We start from the raw sequence: 16642 nt of genomic DNA, 5'->3' as shown, positions 1-16642 counted from the left end.
TTAGAAACGATTTGAATGAATATATCGCCTGAGAAAAAACGGTTTCAAAACATCAATCTGCTTACCATACTTACACTGTTTGTTTTAATACTGGCAGGCGGCGTGGTAAGAAGCACAGGTTCGGGAATGGGTTGCCCTGATTGGCCAAAATGTTTTGACCAGTACGTGCCGCCAACCGATGCATCGCAGATACCGGCAGGCTATAAAGAAAAGTATGTTAAGAAGCGCGAAGACAGGAATTTGAAATTCGCGCATACGCTTGATGTATTTGGTTATACTGATCTGGCGCTGCGTATCCGTAACGATAAATCGATACTGGTACCCGAAGAGTTTAACGCTGCCAAAACATGGACGGAATACGTTAACCGTTTAATAGGTGTATTATCAGGCTTTATGCTGTTGCTAACGGCCTTTTTTTCATTCACATACATTAAACAGAAAAAAAGAATAGTTTTTTTAAGCCTGTTCAATGTAATATTGGTTGGTTTCCAGGGATGGTTAGGGGCTATTGTGGTATCCACAAACCTTGTACCCTGGATAGTGACAACGCACATGTTGCTTGCATTGGCAATTGTGGCTATAAGTATTTACACATATCACCAGGCAAAAGTAGCCGATGGCGGTATAAATATTAAGGCCAGGGGCTTTGTTGTACTGATGTCGGTAGCAACGTTAGTGTTAAGCATATTACAAATAACTTTTGGCACCGAAGTACGGGAAAAGGTTGACGACATAGCCGGACGTTTACAAGGCCAGGGCCGCGGCACATGGTTAATAAAGGCAGGTACTATATTTTATAATCACCGCGATATGGCAATAGCTGTATTGGCGGCTAACTTAGTTTTATACGCGTTGATCCGTAAAGGGTTTAACAGGCATTCAATACAACAGCAGGTAATGAGTTTTAGCTTTTTGATGATCATGTTGCAAATTGTGTCGGGCATTATCCTTTCCTATTTTAGTTTGCCGCCTTATGCGCAAACCATACATATTGTGTTGGCCACTTTACTGTTTGGCGCGCAATTTTACCTGTTGCTTAATTTACAACGCAGCGCAAAAGTTTGGGGGGCCACGGCATGAAGTTCAGCGATTTTTCAAAACTGATAAAATTCAGGTTAACATTCCTCGTAGTGTTCTCGGCTTCTATTTCGTTTTTGATAGGTAGCAAAGTAAATGGCATTATTGAGTGGAGAAGCTGGCTGATGCTGATAGGCGGCGGTTTTCTAGTTACAGGCGCTGCAAACTGCTTTAACGAGATGATAGAGGTTGACCTGGACAAGCTGATGAAACGCACTGCCGACAGGCCACTCCCATCGGGCCGTATGATGACCGGACAGGCATTGGTATTAGGTTTAGTAATGGGTATTGCAGGTACGGTAATGTTGTTCAACCTGAATGCAACGGCAGGTTACCTGGCCATATTTTCGATATTTTTATATGCCTTTGCTTATACACCGTTAAAGCAAAAATCGCCCATAGCGGTATTTGTAGGTGCAATACCCGGCGCGTTGCCACCGCTAATTGGCTATGTTGCCGCGCACCCGCAGATAGACGAAATAGCTTTGGTTTTATTCGGGATACAATTTGTATGGCAGTTTCCGCATTTTTGGGCCATTGCCTGGGTGCTGGATGACGATTACAAACTTGCGGGTTTCCGCCTGCTGCCTACCGGAAAAAGAGATAGGATCAGCGCTGTAATAACCTTTATACTTACCTTGATTTTGGTGCCTGTTAGTGTGCTGCCAACTTTTATGGGTTTTGGTGGTTATGTAATAGGCGCGGTATCCATGGTAAGCAGTTTAATATTTTTATACCTCGCGTTTAATTTAATGCGCACATTGGAAATTCAATCGGCAAAAAAACTAATGTATGGCTCGTTCTTTTACCTGCCGCTGGTACAATTGGTTTTATTGTTTGATTTTGTAGGGAAAATTAAATAATGATGATGGCTCAGTTACAACAAGAAGATAAGCTTAACCTGGCTCCCAAAAAATTCAACATGTGGATATTCATATTCACATCGTTTATGTTTTTTGCAGCATTAACAAGTGGCTTTATTGTTTATTCAGGCGGCTCGGGCAAAGGTATCAAGATCATTTTGCCGAGTGCTTTTATGTATAGCACTGCAGTGATCATACTCAGCAGTGTTACGTTTTTAATCGCGTCGCGTGCGGCAAAGCAGTTGCAGTTTGCAAAGCAGCGTATGTTTTTATGGATAACCGCCTTTTTAGGTATCCTGTTTTTTTGTATCCAGGTTTACGCATGGAAAATCCTGATCGATATGGGGGTATATTTCATTAACCCTAACGCATCGCAAAGCTTTATCTATGTGTTTACATCAATGCACCTGCTGCACATTTTAGCTGGCCTTGGTTTGTTATTTAATGCCCTTTCAGGCAGTTACAAAAACATCCCGCAGGTTAAAAATTTGTTCCGCATGGAGTTTGCCGGTATATTTTGGCATTTTGTTGATATTATATGGATTTATCTCTATGTTTTTTTACTTTTGAACCAATATTAAAAATTACACTTTAATTGCAATGGCTAATACAGCAGTTTCACAACTTGATGAAGTTAAAACAACCCCTTGGGCGGGTGGCAAGTCTCCGTTTAACGTAGAGTACGGAAAACTGATGATGTGGTTTTTCCTGTTATCAGATGCCTTTACCTTTTCGTCGTTATTGATATCCTATGGCGCTTTGCGCTTCAGTTCAAACGCTTGGCCTGCGGCCGATAAAATATTCCAGTCGGTACCCGGCGTTGTTGATGCAGGTTATCCTTTGGTATTCGTAGGTATCATGACGTTTATCCTCATCATGAGCTCGGTTACCATGGTACTGGCTGTTGAGGCCGGTCACCGTGATTCTAAAAAGGAAGTAGCATGGTGGATGGTAGCAACCGTTATTGGCGGCTTTATGTTTTTAGGGTGCCAGGCTTTAGAGTGGAACCACTTACACCACGAAGGTTTTTGGTGGGGAAGTATACCTGATGCTGAGAAACTGAAAGAGTTTTTTACAGAAGGCGGCATTGTATCGGGTGCGTACACACAACAATTTGCAAACTTATTCTTTACCATAACAGGTTTCCACGGTTTCCACGTATTTAGCGGGGTGATCATCAACATCGTTATCCTGATCAATACTTTGGCAGGAACTTATCAAAAACGTGGTAGTTACCTCATGGTTGAAAAAGTAGGCCTTTACTGGCACTTTGTAGATTTGGTTTGGGTATTTGTATTTACATTCTTCTATTTAGTTTAATTATTTAATCTGGTTTATCATGTCATCAGAAACATCACATACACACGCCGAAGGCGAAGCACACGAAGAAACAATGACCAGGTCCAAAATCTGGATCGTATTTTTCGTATTGCTTGGCATTACCGTAATTGAGTTCATCATCGCATTATATATGGTGCCAAAAGGTATGTTAACTTACCACTCGGCAAACCCGATATACATCATATTAACATTGGCCAAGGCGTTTTTTATTGTAGCATATTTTATGCACTTAAAATTCGAAAAGGTAGCTATGATCTATACATTGGTAGTTCCTATTCTGTTCATCATCGGTTTAATACTGGTATTAACCAACGAAAGCCACCACTGGTTCAGCGTTTGGGGGAGATAGGGGTATAAATGAAACCAACATCGGCTGCAGCCGGAATGAAAAAATTAACGATCCTGGTACTCATTTTAGCGGTACCGGGATTTTTATATTATTTACTTACCGTTAAAGGCAAAAACCGCTACAAACCATTGCCGGTTTACGGGCCAAAAGTTGTAGCTAAAACATTCCACAAATTTCACGGTAAAGTTATTTTTGATACCATTTACCATAAGCTTCCTGATTTTGAACTGACAGACCAGGATGGTAAAAAGATTAACTTTGACACCTTGGCCGGTAAGGTATTGGTAGTAAGCTTTTTTTACACCCGCAATCCGCAAATGAGCGAAAAGGTGAATGTAAATATTGATTCGGTTGCGCGGGATTATACCCGCAACAAAATAACAAGGTTCATATCCATCACCATCGATCCGGAACATGATAATGCCGCGGTATTAAAAAATTACTCGGCACACTTAAAGGCAAACACAAACTGGAAGTTTTTAACCGGTGATACAGCCGTTATTTACAACCTTGCCCGTAAAGGTTTATTGGTGAATGAATTTAAGGCCGCTGAAGGCAATTTTGTTTATGATGATAAGGTAATGCTGGTAGATGCTGAAAGGCGTATACGCGGCTATTATTCGGGCACCTCGTTAACCGATATGATGCGCCTGAACGATGAGCTAAAAGTTCAGATCTCCGAAGAGTTGCGCAAGATCAAATCACCGGAGATGTAATACATCCACTTTAAGTTTTTTTTATGACAGATAAGTTTATTTTTCGTTTTGTAGCGGGCGTATCCGTTTTCGTTTTTGCCGTAGTGGTGATATTAAGTATGAAGATCATCCCAAAACCTGCCGTAGTGCCATCGGTATTGTATTTTTTGCCAAAGCTCAATGCAATTTTAAATGGCACATGCAGTGTGTTGCTTATTACTTCGCTTTATTTTATCAAACAAGGTAACATAACAGTGCACAAGCGTTTGAATATTTTGACGTTCGTGTTATCATCGTTGTTCCTGGTATCATATATTGGTTTCCACTACCTTGCCCCCGAAACCCGTTTTGGCGATCTTGATGGTAATGGTGTTATCTCTGTAACGGAGGCCCAGGCAGCGGGTGCGGTCAGGTATGTATATTTCGTAATTCTTATCACGCACATCGTATTAGCAGCAACAGTTTTGCCGCTTATATTATTAAGCTTTTATCGCGGGCTGCAAATGCAGGTTGAAAAGCACCGCAAGCTGGTACGCTGGACATTCCCGATATGGTTATACGTTACGGTAACAGGCGTAATTGTATACCTCATGATTTCGCCTTATTATAATTTTTAACTTAAATTTGTAGTATGAAAAACTTACGGGTGATGGTGTTTTTAGTGGTGTTGTTTGTTTCGTTTTCGGGTGCTGTACCGGCGTTTGCACAATGCTCTGTATGTTCAACCAATGTAGAAACCAATGCCAAAAGTGGTGGCACTACCACCAAAGGTTTAAATAATGGTATTGTTTACCTGCTTGCCGCACCATATATTGCTGTAGCCGCTATAGGGTTTTTATGGTATAAAAAATACCGCCGTAAAAACGTTGAACTTAATATGCGTGCCAGTAAGATCCATTTAAATTAAACCTGCTCCGGCTTTTACCGGATATAAAACACAATAATGCCCGAAACTCCAAAATCATGGGCTATGCTCCATTGTAAATGCCCGCGTTGCCGTCGTGGCAATATGTTTAAGGGCGGGTTTTATAGTTTTGCCACCAATAAAATAAACGACAACTGCGCCCACTGCGGAATGAAATTTGAAATTGAGCCGGGCTACTTTTACGCGGCCATGTATGTAAGCTATGCGTTGAACGTAATGTACGGTGGTATACTGTGGACTGCTACTTACCAGATCACGCATAATTCAGATTCGCCGTGGATGTATATTGGCATTATTTTGGGTGGTTGCTTCCTCATGTCGCCCATAACCTTTCGTTATTCGCGCGTGTTTTTGTTATATTGGTTATCCCCTAAGGTACATTATCAACCCCATTTAGATACCGATGATAAAATCAGCCACAATTGAGTTTTTAAAAGACCTGGCGGCAAACAATAACCGCGAGTGGTTTGCTGATAATAAGCCCGCCTTTGAGGCTGCAAAGGAAAACGTTATCGAGTTTACCGGGGCAATACTGGCGGAGTTAAAAGCCATTAACCCTTTGCTGGCAAAAGATACTGACCCCAAAAAATGTGTGATGCGCATTTACCGGGATATTCGTTTCCGATTGGATAAAACGCCTTACAAAAATAATTTTGGGATAAGTAAGTTGTTGGGAGATACCAACAATGACAGCATAGAATTTTACGTACAGATACAACCAGGCCGTTGTTTAGCCGGTGGCGGGTACTGGATGCCCGAAGCCGCTCACCTGAAAGCCATTCGCCAGGAAATAGATTATAATGCCGATGAGTTGAAGGCTATTATTGATAAGCCGGAATTTAAAAAACTGTTCGGTGAGTTTCGCGACCAGGAGCAGTTAAAGAGCCTGCCCCGTGATTATGCTGCTGATAATGAAAACATCAGCTTATTAAAACTAAAAAGTTTTGCCGCCCTGCACCAGTTTACCGATGCCGAAATACTTCAGAAAGACTCGCCCAAAAAAGTGGCTGAAGTGTTGGCTAATATTTATCCTTTAACGGTGTTTTTAAATAACGCAATTGTTTAAATTAGTGCCAATAAACCCTATCCAATAATATGAAATTTAAATACCTGTTCCTGTTAGCTGTTGTGTGTGCAACGTTGCATTCATGCCAGATCCTGTCTACAAAAAAATATAAAGCACTGCTTGCCACACAAGATTCGTTAAAGAACCGTACCGTAAGTTTAGAAGAACAGGTAGCTGCGCTACAGGGCGATACCGCTCGCCTGCACCGCCAGATAGCCGATTTAAAAGGAAACATCACCACGCTGAATGGGCAGGTTGCTGACTTGAATACCAAATACAACGACCTCAATAACACCTACACCGCAACTACGAGTAAGGTAAATCAATTATCAGGCGATCTGAAAAAACGCGAGGCTCGTTTAAAAGAGGTAGAAGAGATTTTGCGTAAACGCGACGAAGCCACCAATGCGTTAAAGGATAAATTACAAAAAGCACTGCTGGGTTTCCAACAAAGCGGTTTAAGTGTTGATATCCGTAACGGTAAAGTGTATGTATCGTTAACAGATAAGTTGTTGTTCCCTTCCGGTAGTATTGTTATTGATGAGAAAGGCAAGGCAGCCTTAAAACAATTAGCCGTTGTGCTTAATAAAGAGGCCGACATCAACCTTTCGGTTGAGGGTCATACAGATAAGCAAAAAGTAGCAAACCTGGGCCAGATAAAAGATAACTGGGACCTGAGCGTATTGCGCGCTACATCTGTATCGCGTTATCTAACCGAAGTGGAGAAGATTTCACCCGAACGGGTTACCGCCACAGGCAAGGGCGAGTTTCAGCCGATAGACCCGGGAACAACGGCAGATGCTTACGCGAAAAACCGCCGGATAGAAATTGTGCTCACACCAAAGCTGGATGAGCTGTATAACCTTATCTCTAAATAAAATCTAAAAAGCTCCTGCACAAAACAGGAGCTTTTTTGTTGTCTCTTAAATTTAATTGGGATGAAAAGCTACGCCATTATTTCGGATATACATGGTAATCTCCGTGCGTTAAAAGCAGTGCTAAACGATATTCGGTCAAGGGGTATTGAAACCATTATCAATTTGGGTGATCACTGTTTTGGTGCTCTTGAAGCCGAAGAGACTTCAGTATTAATACGCCAAATACCTATGCAATGTATCAGTGGCAATACTGATCGTGAGATATTGGAAAGTTTAAATACGCCATACCAAAAGGAAAACATGGAACGGGTTAAGGCAGAGCTGTCTGCTGAAACGATAAACTGGCTTAAACACCTGCCGAAAACCATTAGCGTTGACGGGCTACTTTTTGTTTGCCACGGCACACCCGAAAGCGACAACGAATACCTTTTGGAGAAAGTGACTGAACACGGCGTATTTGTTTATAATGATGAAGATTTGGTAAGTAAAGTAAGCGGCATCAAAGAACGCGTTATCCTGTGTGGCCACTCGCATGTAAACCGGGTGATCTACCTGTCGAACGGGAAAATTATTTTAAACCCGGGCAGTGTAGGCTTGCCTGCATATTTAGGTAAAGGCGAATACCGCTTTGCTATGGAATCAAATACGCCGCATGCTAAATACGCTATTGTACATGCAGATGGGGATAATATTAATATTGAGCAAATACATTGCAGTTACGATTGGGAAGCAGCATCAGCCACAGCCAAACGTAACGGCAATGATAATTGGGCGCAATTCCTGTTAAAGGGGCGTATGCCGAAAGATTTGCGAGTTAATTAGTAAGGGCTAACGAATGATTTAAAATCAGGCAGCACTTCGTCTTTTGGCGATAAGATAATGTCTTTAGCAAAATCGGGCCATTTAAAACCAAGCGACTCATCGGTGATCTTAACCCCTATTTCTGAATCCTTATCATAAAAGTTGGTCACTTTATAAGCGAAAACGGTATCGTCTTCTAATGTAAAAAAGCCGTGTAAAAAGCCTTCGGGTATCCAAAACTGTAAGTGGTTTGCGGCGCTAAGTTCAACAGCAAAGTGCTGTCCATAAGTAGGTGATGCTTTACGGATATCAACCGCCACATCAATTACGCTGCCTTGTGTTACCCTTACCAACTTACCCTGGCCAAATGGTGGCGCCTGGGCATGTAAACCCCTCATGGTGCCTTTTGATGAGCACGACATGTTATCCTGCACAAAAGTAACATCAATGCCTGCATCACGATACTTTTTCTCGTTGTAGCTTTCGTAAAAATAGCCGCGGTCATCGTTAAAAATACGTGGTTCTATCAATAATAATCCTTCAATTGGGGTAGTAGTTACTTTCATATTAGTCTATAAGTTGCATAATGCTTTCAAACTGTACAAATTTGTTTTCAAACTGTTTGAAATGTTTGTTTTTTAGGTTGGTTGAATGCTTTTCGTTATAAGCATTATATTGGTCAATGCCGTCTGCTGTATACTGCACACAATAAGTTATCCCCTCGTTGGGCGAACTTAAAACCGTCAGTATTTTATAAGAGTTAAAATGCCCGGTGGCCATTACGGCGGGGATATGCACCGTTTTCATCCAGTTTAACCATTCAGCGTTTATGGTTTCATCAATGATGATGGTTTCGTTTAAAATGATCATGCGGCAAAAGTACCAATAATTATGAAGCCGGGGGCAGATCGCCCCTTAAAGTTCTGAAACGCTTACGCGCTTCGTTTAACCATAGGCTCGATGCATAATCGGTAATTATTTTCTGGTAATATGCCTGGGCCTGTTTTTTATCATCCAGGTGTTTCTCATAAATATCACCCAACATAAAAACAGCGTCATCGGCCCAAAGGTCGGTTTTGTGCTCTTCTGCTATTTTTTTTAAGGCGATAGCTGCCCCGGTATAATCATTTTTTTGTATCAGTATACGGGCTTTGGCCATTAAAATATCATTGGTCAATGTATTTTGCGGGAATGCTTTATCAATGCTGTCTAATGTAATAACGGCTTTATCAGGGTCTTCTTTAAATATCATCAGGTCGGCACGGGCATACATTTTAAGCGCGTTGCCTGTACTGTCAAAAGCGGTATGGTCACTTATCAATAACGAAAGGTTCAGGGCATCATTAGCAATCAGTTGTGATGTAGCGGCTTTTAACACATCCAACTGGCCTTTTGCCCAAACAAAATCGCCGGTATAATAAGCCAGCTTTGCATTACGGTAAGTGGCATCCTGGCCAATATTTGTTCCCGGGAAATCCTTTTCAACCTGGCTATAAATTAGGGTAGCTTCCCAAGGTTTGCCATTCAGCAGGTAAACGTCTCCTAAGTCAAGTTTACAATCCGCCAATAAATTAGGGCGTAGGCCGGCAATATTAACGGTTTGCTCCAGTAGTTTCTGTGCATCTAAAGTTTTATGCAGTTTAAATGCTTGTAATTTTGCCAGCTTTTGCATGGCAAATGCAGTATTGGTTGTGCGGCCAAATTCGGTAAGCAGGTCCAGGTAGTTTTTTTCCAGGTCGAGCAGATCAGGCTGTGCATATTTTCCCGATGTGATCTTCAGGTTTTTTGTATTGATCATCTCGATCTTAGCCGGAATGTACAGATCTTGCGCTGTACCTTTACTTATAATGTATTCATAGCCGCGTATAGCTTCATCATAAGCCTGGTTAGCTGTTAAGGTTTGGCAAAGTTCGTAAATGCTGTTGCCGCCATCATTCAGCCTGCGGCTTAATGCCAAGGCCTGGTTCATGGCCATATCAAACTGTTTTTGCTGTAAAAACTGCCAGGTAAGCAAATCGGCAAATATGGTTAATTGGGGCTTCTGTTGCATTATTTTCAGCAAGGCAGTTTTCAGCATATCATAATCGCGCCCGTTCTCAAATGTTGTTGATAAGGCAGATTTTGCCTGGAAAATATATTCCGGGTTGGTTTGCAATAAGTTAACATATTCATTAACCATGCTTACCTTATCGTGCTTATAGCGGTATAAGCTAATCAACTCCGAGCTAAACACTTGCTCGTTATGTAATACCTTGCGGCCCTGCTCAAAAACCTTTATGGCCTGGTCAAGGTTTTCCGATTGGTAAAACTGCGTTGCTATGCTGCTTATTTCTCCCTGGTCGGCAGGGAGGTTTTTGAGCAGATCGTTATAAATACTTTCTGCCTTATCCTGGTTACCCCGCTCATGGTAAACACGGGCCAGATTTATAGGATATTGATAATCTTTCGGGTGCTGCTTAACCATTTTTTTGGTGATGCTCTCGGCTTCATCAAACTTTTTAAGGCTCAGCAGGCTTCTTAAATAAAAACTGTAAAAGGCTTCGTTGTTTTGCTTGTATAGTTTCAGATAAATGTCCGAAGCTTTTTGCAGCTCTCCATTGGTAGTAAATTGCTGGGCTAATTGGAGATCTTCGGTTTGGGCACTTGCACCTAACACGCAGATCAATAATGCAATTAAAACAAAAACCCTCTTCATATTCAAAAATAAGTATTTAATGCTATTTATTTGTATGCTTGTATTAGTATAATTCATTAATTTATACCGGGTAAAATTATAGTGACATTAGTTTAAATTAATTCCGATTTTATACCTTGACCTAATCTATGAAAATTGGGGGGTGCTGATAGCAAATGATAAACTGGCTGAAAAAACTTTTATTTGTATTTGTTCTTGTTTTAGTGCTGTCGTGCAATAAAAAACAAGCACAACTTATTCCTGTCAAAGCTTTTTTTGATTCGCAGGTTAGCGGGTTCCATATTTCGCCGGATGGCAAGTACATATCGTACCTTAAAAAAAACAAGGACAAGTCAATGCAAACTATTTATTTGCAAAGCCTTGAGGATAGTACCAAAAAACCCGATGTGCTTTTTTCTGATGGCGGTATCCGCGATCACTTCTGGACGTATGATAACCATGTCATCGTTCCAAAATACGACAGGAAGAAAAGTACCTTTCAGTTATTTGCTATTGATGCGGCTACAATGGAAAAACGTACCCTGCTATCAATAGGCCGTGTAAACTGGCGTGTTTTAAACCGCAGCATGAAGCACCCTGATGTGCTTACCTTTTCAATGAACCTGCGCGACTCTACCATATTTGATATTTACCGGATCAATACAAAAAGTGGCGAACTCAAAATGTATTTGCAAAACCCCGGTAACATTACGCAGTATTATACTGATGTAGATGGTGTTATCCGGCTCGAAAAGGCATCTGATGGAGTAAATGAAACCATATTGTACCGCGAAAATGAAAACAGCGCTTTTAAGCCCATTTTGCGTAATAACTTTAAGAACCAGGTTGAACCCATTGCTTTTACCGGAACTAAAAACTATTTCTACGCACGCTCAAATGTAAACCGCGATAAAATAGCCCTGGTAGAAATCAACGCCGAAAACGGGAAAGAAGAAAGAGTAGTTTATAGCAGCGATAAGGCTGATATTGATGAGGTAGCATACTCTAAAAGTAAACACCGGCTTGAGATGGTGGCCTGGCAGGAAGCTAAGCCACGTAGGCATATTTTAAACGATAGTATAAAAGCTATTTATACCGATCTTGAAAAACAGTTACCTGGGAACGAGATCAGGATTTTTGACCGTGATACCAGCGAGAAGCATTTTCTGATCAATACATCGAACGACCGTAACCCCGGCTCTACCTATCTTTATAGTATGGCTACAAAAAAGCTGGTTAAACTTGCTGATATGAACCCGGGAATAAACCAGGGCGACCTCTGCGAAATGAAGCCGATACAGTTTAAAGCAGGTGATGGTACCTTAATAAACGGTTACCTTACGCTTCCAAAAGTTTCATCGCCCCAAAATTTGCCGGTAGTAGTTATACCGCACAGCGATTTTTGGAAACGCAACAATTGGGGATATAACGATGAGGTTCAGTTTTTAGCTAATCGTGGTTACGCTGTTTTCCAGGTAAATTACCGTGGCTCAACAGGGTATGGCAAGGCATTTTACAGTGCGGGCTTTCAGCAAATGGGTGGCAAAATGCAACAGGATATTACCGATGGCGTTAACTGGCTGATTAATCAAAAAATAGCTAACCCTAAAAAAATAGCCATTTTTGGCACCGGTTTTGGTGGCTTTTCGGCTTTATATGGTGTTTCGTTTCATCCGGGCTTATACAATTGTGTAGCTGTTCAGGGGCCGCTGATAAATTTTTTCACCTTTTTTAAAGATGTACAGCCCTTTTTAAAACCCAAGCTGAGCATGCTTTATGAGATGGTAGGCAGCCCCGAAACCGATGCAGATCGTTTCAGGGCAATATCGCCGGTATTTAATGCAGCTAAGATAAAAGCTCCTTTAATGATATTTCAGGGAGGGCGAGACCCGGATGCGGGTAACCCCGAATTAATACGTTTTGCAAGTGAGGTAAAGAAAAATGGCACACCTGTAACCTATGTTGCTAAAGAAAATAAGGATAAAGAAAAAAAACCAAAAGATGCGCCGGGCGGCAACAGGTTAAATATGTATGTACAGCTCGAAAAGTTTCTTGAATTAAACCTGGGCAAAAAGTGAGGTACTTGCTTTAATGACCAAGCAAAAACAGCTATACCGCAAAAATCTGTTACTGATCATCGCCTTTGTTGTGTTGATATCGGGCATATTGATTGCTGCTTTATTGATAACCTACGGCCTTACACGCAAATATGTTGTAAGCGAGTTTTCTGCCCGCACAATTGGTGTGCTTGAGCGTACCATGCGCCCATATAATGATCTGTTCCAGAAAAAAATACCCGAAATTAATGCCTACCAGGGATTTTTAAATAAAAAATCGGCCTCAGAATATGCCGACTCTGTGTTTAGTAACTACAGGTTTGTTAAAGATATTGATTTTTATCACTTCACTATCAGCAACCGTAAACAAGCTATTGGCAGCAGCAATAAAAACATACAGATAGCGCTTACCGGTGTTTATAATTTTAAACCCGGCAAAAGTGATACGGTTAAAAACAGTGTTAACGTAGCTAAGGATAACGACGATTTTAAAATGATGTCGGCAAAGGTAAACAGCTATATCCTCTCGGCCGATACAGGCAGAGTATATACATCAGAGGATACCTATAACACATCGTACGATGTTAAGCCCGGTAAAATAAGCTATATAAATATACCGCGGCCCGAAGAGTTGAAGGTTTATAAACAATCATTAAAAGGTAATGCGCCTTTGTCTGTTTATCAGCATGATATGATGACGTTTCATTTGGAGAAACGCCGCCTGCTGATAAAAAATACCCGCCCTGAGCTTTATCAGCGCATTAGCATTAAACAAATTATTTACGATCCGCTTGAAAATGACGAAGGCGAAAACCTATACACAGAAATAGCTTTGCCCGGCGCTTTTTCGGGATATAAGCTGTATTTTGAATCGTCAAAATCTTTCATTACTAACGAGGTAGTACGCCGCTTTTTACCTATAGCGGCTGCGGTAATTGTTATTTACCTGTTTGTAATACTTATTGGATGGCTCATTTTTCGCAATTTAAATGTTAACCAAAAGTTGTTTAAACTGCAGTACGATTTCATTAACAACTTTACACACGAGTTTAAAACACCCGTAAGTGTAATAAAAATTGCAGGCTCAAACCTGCGCACAGCCGAAACCGCCCTGAGCGAACGACAGCAAAAACATTATGGTAAGATATTGGATGAAGAAGCCGATAAACTTAACAACCTGATGAATAGGCTGCTCTCTTTCACGCAACTCGAAAATAAATCGATACAGGTAAAAAAAGAAGAAATTAAGCTGGATGATTTCGTTCAGAAATATATCAATACCTTTAAAATTAAATACCCCCATTTTACCCTGACCTATCAAGTACATAACGAATGCTATTTTGAGTCGGACCCGGTGTTGTTAGGCAGTATCTTTCAGAACATGATAGAGAATGCTTATAAATACTCACCACCCGACCGCAAGGAATTAAATATTGATGTTGACTGCCAGAGAAAGGATGTGGTTTTTTTGTTTGCCGATAAAGGCATAGGCATACCTAAAGCTGAAATAGATAATGTATTTAAAAAGTTTTACCGTATACAAAGCCAGTATAACCAAAATGGCAGCGTTGGTTTAGGTTTGGCTTTTTGCAAAGAACTGGTTAATTTTATGAACGGCGAGATTAGTGTGAAAAGTAAAGTAGACCAGGGATCGGAATTTAAGATAGTGTTACCATATTAATATAAACGGACGATGAACAAGGAAATTAAGATCGCTTTAGTTGAGGATGACGAGAACCTGAGGTTTTTAGTTGCTGAAAGGTTAGAGCTTGAAGGCTATAAAGTTTTAGAAGCCGCCGATGGCGAAAATGCCGAAAAAATGATATTGGATGAAAAGCCTGATATTGTTTTGTTGGATTGGATGCTTCCGGGCAAGCAAGGATCTGAAGTTTGCAGCGCTATCCGCGATAAGGGTTTTGATAAACTGGTGATCATGATGACGGCCAAAGCGCAGGATATTGATAAGATAGAAGCCTACCAGTTTGGCGTATCCGATTATATTACCAAGCCATTTAATATGGATGTGCTGGTGGCTATGATAGACAATAAGATCAAGTTTACGCTGAACAGTGAGAAACCCGAGGCTTATAAATTTGCCAATATGGAGCACCATCCAAACACGCATACGCTGTTAAAGGATGGCAAACGCATTGAGCTCACCATTTTGGAGAACCGCATTTTGCTATACTTTTTAAAGAACGAGAACAAGGTTATTAACCGCGATGAACTGATGATGGAGGTTTGGGGCTATAATGCCGATGTAAATACCCGTACACTGGATATGCATATTGTTCGCTTGCGTAAAAAGATTGAGAACAATCCCGACTCGCCACTTTACCTGCAAACCGTTAGAGGAGTGGGTTATAAATTTAGCAGCGAGTAAAGATGCAAGAATAAAGAGTTAAGACTTTTGGTGTTGCGTAGAGATAATAAAGTCAGCGAAGAAAGTTTTCGCTGACTTTTTTTTGTAATTGTGTTTTGTGAATTGGGCCTCGATATCTGGTAATGTTGTAGTATCTATCCCGCAAAGGAGTTTGAAAAAGAAATACATTGATTTAAGTAGGGCCTTTTGCCACAATTTTCCTGTTATCTGAAAATCGGCGCAGAGCCATAACCCTTGTGATTTTAATGATCGGTGGATATGATAGAAAACGCCGGGTAAAGTTTCATCAGTAAAGTTATCGAACAAAAATGGCGTGAAGATCACGTCATAATCTGTACTCAATGCTACTTCTTCAATAGGGTTATTTACAAAGCTCACTGAATTATTGCCTGCATTCCGTTTCTGTGACAGCGCGGCCATCTTCGCCGATATTTCCACGTAAGTAATATCCAAACCTGTCGGGTGTACTTTGGCAATCTCCTCTAATATCCAACCTGTGCCGCCTCCAACTATCAACACTTTTGCCTTTTCGGGAATAAACGGTAACAGGTATACCTGCGATCTGATTAAAGTCTTGCCAAATGTCAGCCTTGATAACGCATCGTAAAAAGAAGCCGAATTATCATAATTGGATGCCATGCTTTCTACAGCAATTTAAAAGCCAGCAGGAATACGTATTGCAGAATCAACACGCCATCCATATAAAAAAAGTAGTAGTACTCATCCTTTTCCCATTCGGATTTAAAAATGAGCCATCCCATTAAAACAGCGGTTAGGCCAAGGGCAAAAAAATCATGACTAAAGCCATTTCCCCTGAAAATGAAAAGCAGCACCATGTAGCCGCCCAATAAGAGCTGGCAAAATAAATAGGCTTTCTTTTCACCAAAAATAACCGGGATGGTTTTGGTGCCGGCAATCGAATCCTGGAAAAGGTCGCGGATATCAAAAGGAATGGTCAACGCGAAAATGAACAGGAAACGTTTGGCAATAAGTATAGCCTCATCGGTAAATGTAATGTTTAATTGCTGAAACTGCTCACTTTCAAAAATTGGCAATACCACGCAACTCATTACCCAAACGCTGGTGATCATGAGCGATTTTATGCCGGGTACATTACGGAGGCCAAAGCGTTTACCGCCCGATTTAAAAAGAGGCAGGCTATAACCCACAGATAATACCGAAAGCAAAATAAGCAGCACGCGCGATTTTACCGATATTAAAAAGAACAATGGCACTAAAGAAACACCACAGGCCACGGTAATAATTACCATCAGTTTATAGTAAGCAAAAAACCAGCGAACGCGTCGGAACGGTGATTTTTCGGGCTTTTTAGGCTTGCTTAAAAAGATACAGATATTGTAAATGAAAAGTGTTGATGTAAACAACAATGTGAGCAGCGGATAGGTTGGTTGCGCGCCAATAAGCTGTAGCGTAACCAAAGCCTGCGTAACCGCACAGGCCGACATAAAAATGTTGCTGAACAAAAGAGGATCAATAACAGATCGAAAAAGCTTTCTCATTGGCAATTAAGCC

At 41.0% G+C, this 16642-nt stretch carries 20 protein-coding genes; 15 read left to right on the top strand and 5 right to left on the bottom strand.

Annotation, left to right across the window (positions count from 1 at the left end; all coding sequences use genetic code 11):
* Nucleotides 1-15 precede the first annotated feature (15 nt).
* From KXQ82_RS11165 to KXQ82_RS11110, 12 genes are read left to right on the top strand one after another with little or no spacing between them, the layout of a single operon-like run.
* Nucleotides 16-1080, top strand: a complete 1065-nt coding sequence (locus KXQ82_RS11165; protein WP_219488458.1) for a COX15/CtaA family protein — start codon at nt 16-18, stop codon at nt 1078-1080.
* A complete protein-coding gene (cyoE, locus tag KXQ82_RS11160) occupies nt 1077-1940 on the top strand; it encodes a heme o synthase (RefSeq protein WP_219488457.1) in 864 nt (287 codons plus the stop codon). The genes KXQ82_RS11165 and cyoE overlap by 4 nt, the downstream gene beginning before the upstream one ends.
* Nucleotides 1940-2521: a cytochrome c oxidase subunit 3 gene (locus KXQ82_RS11155; protein ID WP_255563624.1), complete on the top strand. Its 582-nt coding sequence runs from the start codon at nt 1940-1942 to the stop codon at nt 2519-2521. The genes cyoE and KXQ82_RS11155 overlap by 1 nt, the downstream gene beginning before the upstream one ends.
* Before the next feature lie 19 nt (nt 2522-2540).
* Entirely contained in the window at nt 2541-3260 is a 720-nt protein-coding gene (locus tag KXQ82_RS11150) for a cytochrome c oxidase subunit 3 (protein WP_219488456.1), read from the top strand.
* 19 nt (nt 3261-3279) lie between these two features.
* A complete protein-coding gene (locus tag KXQ82_RS11145; protein WP_219488455.1) occupies nt 3280-3630 on the top strand; it encodes a cytochrome C oxidase subunit IV family protein in 351 nt (116 codons plus the stop codon).
* Between the two features lie 35 nt (nt 3631-3665).
* Nucleotides 3666-4346, top strand: a complete 681-nt coding sequence (locus KXQ82_RS11140) for an SCO family protein (protein ID WP_219488454.1) — start codon at nt 3666-3668, stop codon at nt 4344-4346.
* A 23-nt stretch (nt 4347-4369) separates the two neighbouring features.
* Entirely contained in the window at nt 4370-4942 is a 573-nt protein-coding gene (locus KXQ82_RS11135; RefSeq protein WP_219488453.1) for a DUF420 domain-containing protein, read from the top strand.
* Between the two features lie 14 nt (nt 4943-4956).
* Nucleotides 4957-5232 (top strand): hypothetical protein, encoded by a 276-nt coding sequence (locus KXQ82_RS11130; protein ID WP_219488452.1) that lies wholly within the window; start codon nt 4957-4959, stop codon nt 5230-5232.
* Nucleotides 5233-5268: 36 nt separating this feature from the next.
* Nucleotides 5269-5676, top strand: coding sequence for a DUF983 domain-containing protein (locus tag KXQ82_RS11125; protein WP_219488451.1), 408 nt, complete (start codon nt 5269-5271; stop codon nt 5674-5676).
* Nucleotides 5654-6316 carry a DUF2461 domain-containing protein gene (locus tag KXQ82_RS11120; protein WP_219488450.1) on the top strand — a complete coding sequence of 221 codons (663 nt, stop codon included), beginning with the start codon at nt 5654-5656 and terminating at the stop codon, nt 6314-6316. Before KXQ82_RS11125 ends, KXQ82_RS11120 begins: the two co-directional genes overlap by 23 nt.
* A 29-nt stretch (nt 6317-6345) precedes the next feature.
* Nucleotides 6346-7194 (top strand): OmpA family protein, encoded by an 849-nt coding sequence (locus KXQ82_RS11115; protein ID WP_219488449.1) that lies wholly within the window; start codon nt 6346-6348, stop codon nt 7192-7194.
* Nucleotides 7195-7254: 60 nt separating this feature from the next.
* Nucleotides 7255-8016 (top strand): metallophosphoesterase family protein, encoded by a 762-nt coding sequence (locus KXQ82_RS11110; RefSeq protein ID WP_219488448.1) that lies wholly within the window; start codon nt 7255-7257, stop codon nt 8014-8016.
* On the opposite strand, the gene rfbC is transcribed toward KXQ82_RS11110, so the two are convergent.
* From rfbC to KXQ82_RS11095, 3 genes are read right to left on the bottom strand one after another with little or no spacing between them, the layout of a single operon-like run.
* Nucleotides 8013-8561 (bottom strand): dTDP-4-dehydrorhamnose 3,5-epimerase, encoded by a 549-nt coding sequence (gene rfbC, locus KXQ82_RS11105; RefSeq protein WP_219488447.1) that lies wholly within the window; start codon nt 8559-8561, stop codon nt 8013-8015. The two genes, KXQ82_RS11110 and rfbC, sit on opposite strands and share 4 nt — an antisense overlap.
* A 1-nt stretch (nt 8562) precedes the next feature.
* The gene (locus tag KXQ82_RS11100; RefSeq protein WP_219488446.1) at nt 8563-8865 is read right to left on the bottom strand and encodes a DUF4286 family protein; all 303 of its coding nucleotides are present in this window, start codon (nt 8863-8865) and stop codon (nt 8563-8565) included.
* A gap of 19 nt (nt 8866-8884) precedes the next feature.
* Nucleotides 8885-10690, bottom strand: a complete 1806-nt coding sequence (locus tag KXQ82_RS11095) for a tetratricopeptide repeat protein (RefSeq protein WP_219488445.1) — start codon at nt 10688-10690, stop codon at nt 8885-8887.
* Between the two features lie 335 nt (nt 10691-11025).
* On the opposite strand from KXQ82_RS11095, the gene KXQ82_RS11090 reads away from it, so the two are divergent.
* Genes KXQ82_RS11090 through KXQ82_RS11080 form a run of 3 tightly spaced genes read left to right on the top strand, consistent with a single transcriptional unit; the run spans nt 11026 to nt 15109 of the window.
* On the top strand, nt 11026-12747 hold the full coding sequence (locus tag KXQ82_RS11090) for an alpha/beta hydrolase family protein (RefSeq protein WP_219488444.1): 1722 nt from the start codon (nt 11026-11028) through the stop codon (nt 12745-12747).
* 13 nt (nt 12748-12760) lie between these two features.
* Nucleotides 12761-14407: a sensor histidine kinase gene (locus tag KXQ82_RS11085; protein ID WP_219488443.1), complete on the top strand. Its 1647-nt coding sequence runs from the start codon at nt 12761-12763 to the stop codon at nt 14405-14407.
* 12 nt (nt 14408-14419) lie between these two features.
* Nucleotides 14420-15109 carry a response regulator transcription factor gene (locus tag KXQ82_RS11080; protein WP_219488442.1) on the top strand — a complete coding sequence of 230 codons (690 nt, stop codon included), beginning with the start codon at nt 14420-14422 and terminating at the stop codon, nt 15107-15109.
* Between the two features lie 18 nt (nt 15110-15127).
* Here KXQ82_RS11080 and KXQ82_RS11075 read toward each other — a convergent pair whose 3' ends face one another.
* Both KXQ82_RS11075 and KXQ82_RS11070 read right to left on the bottom strand, forming a co-directional pair.
* Nucleotides 15128-15748: a class I SAM-dependent methyltransferase gene (locus tag KXQ82_RS11075; RefSeq protein WP_219488441.1), complete on the bottom strand. Its 621-nt coding sequence runs from the start codon at nt 15746-15748 to the stop codon at nt 15128-15130.
* Between the two features lie 5 nt (nt 15749-15753).
* Nucleotides 15754-16629, bottom strand: coding sequence for a UbiA prenyltransferase family protein (locus KXQ82_RS11070; protein ID WP_255563623.1), 876 nt, complete (start codon nt 16627-16629; stop codon nt 15754-15756).
* Nucleotides 16630-16642: the final 13 nt, after the last annotated feature.

Origin of the sequence: Mucilaginibacter rivuli (assembly GCF_019391655.1) — a bacterium.
GTDB classification, from domain to species: domain Bacteria; phylum Bacteroidota; class Bacteroidia; order Sphingobacteriales; family Sphingobacteriaceae; genus Mucilaginibacter; species Mucilaginibacter rivuli.
The sequence above is the reverse complement of the archived record's forward strand: the minus strand, read 5'-3'. Positions and strand labels throughout refer to the sequence as shown.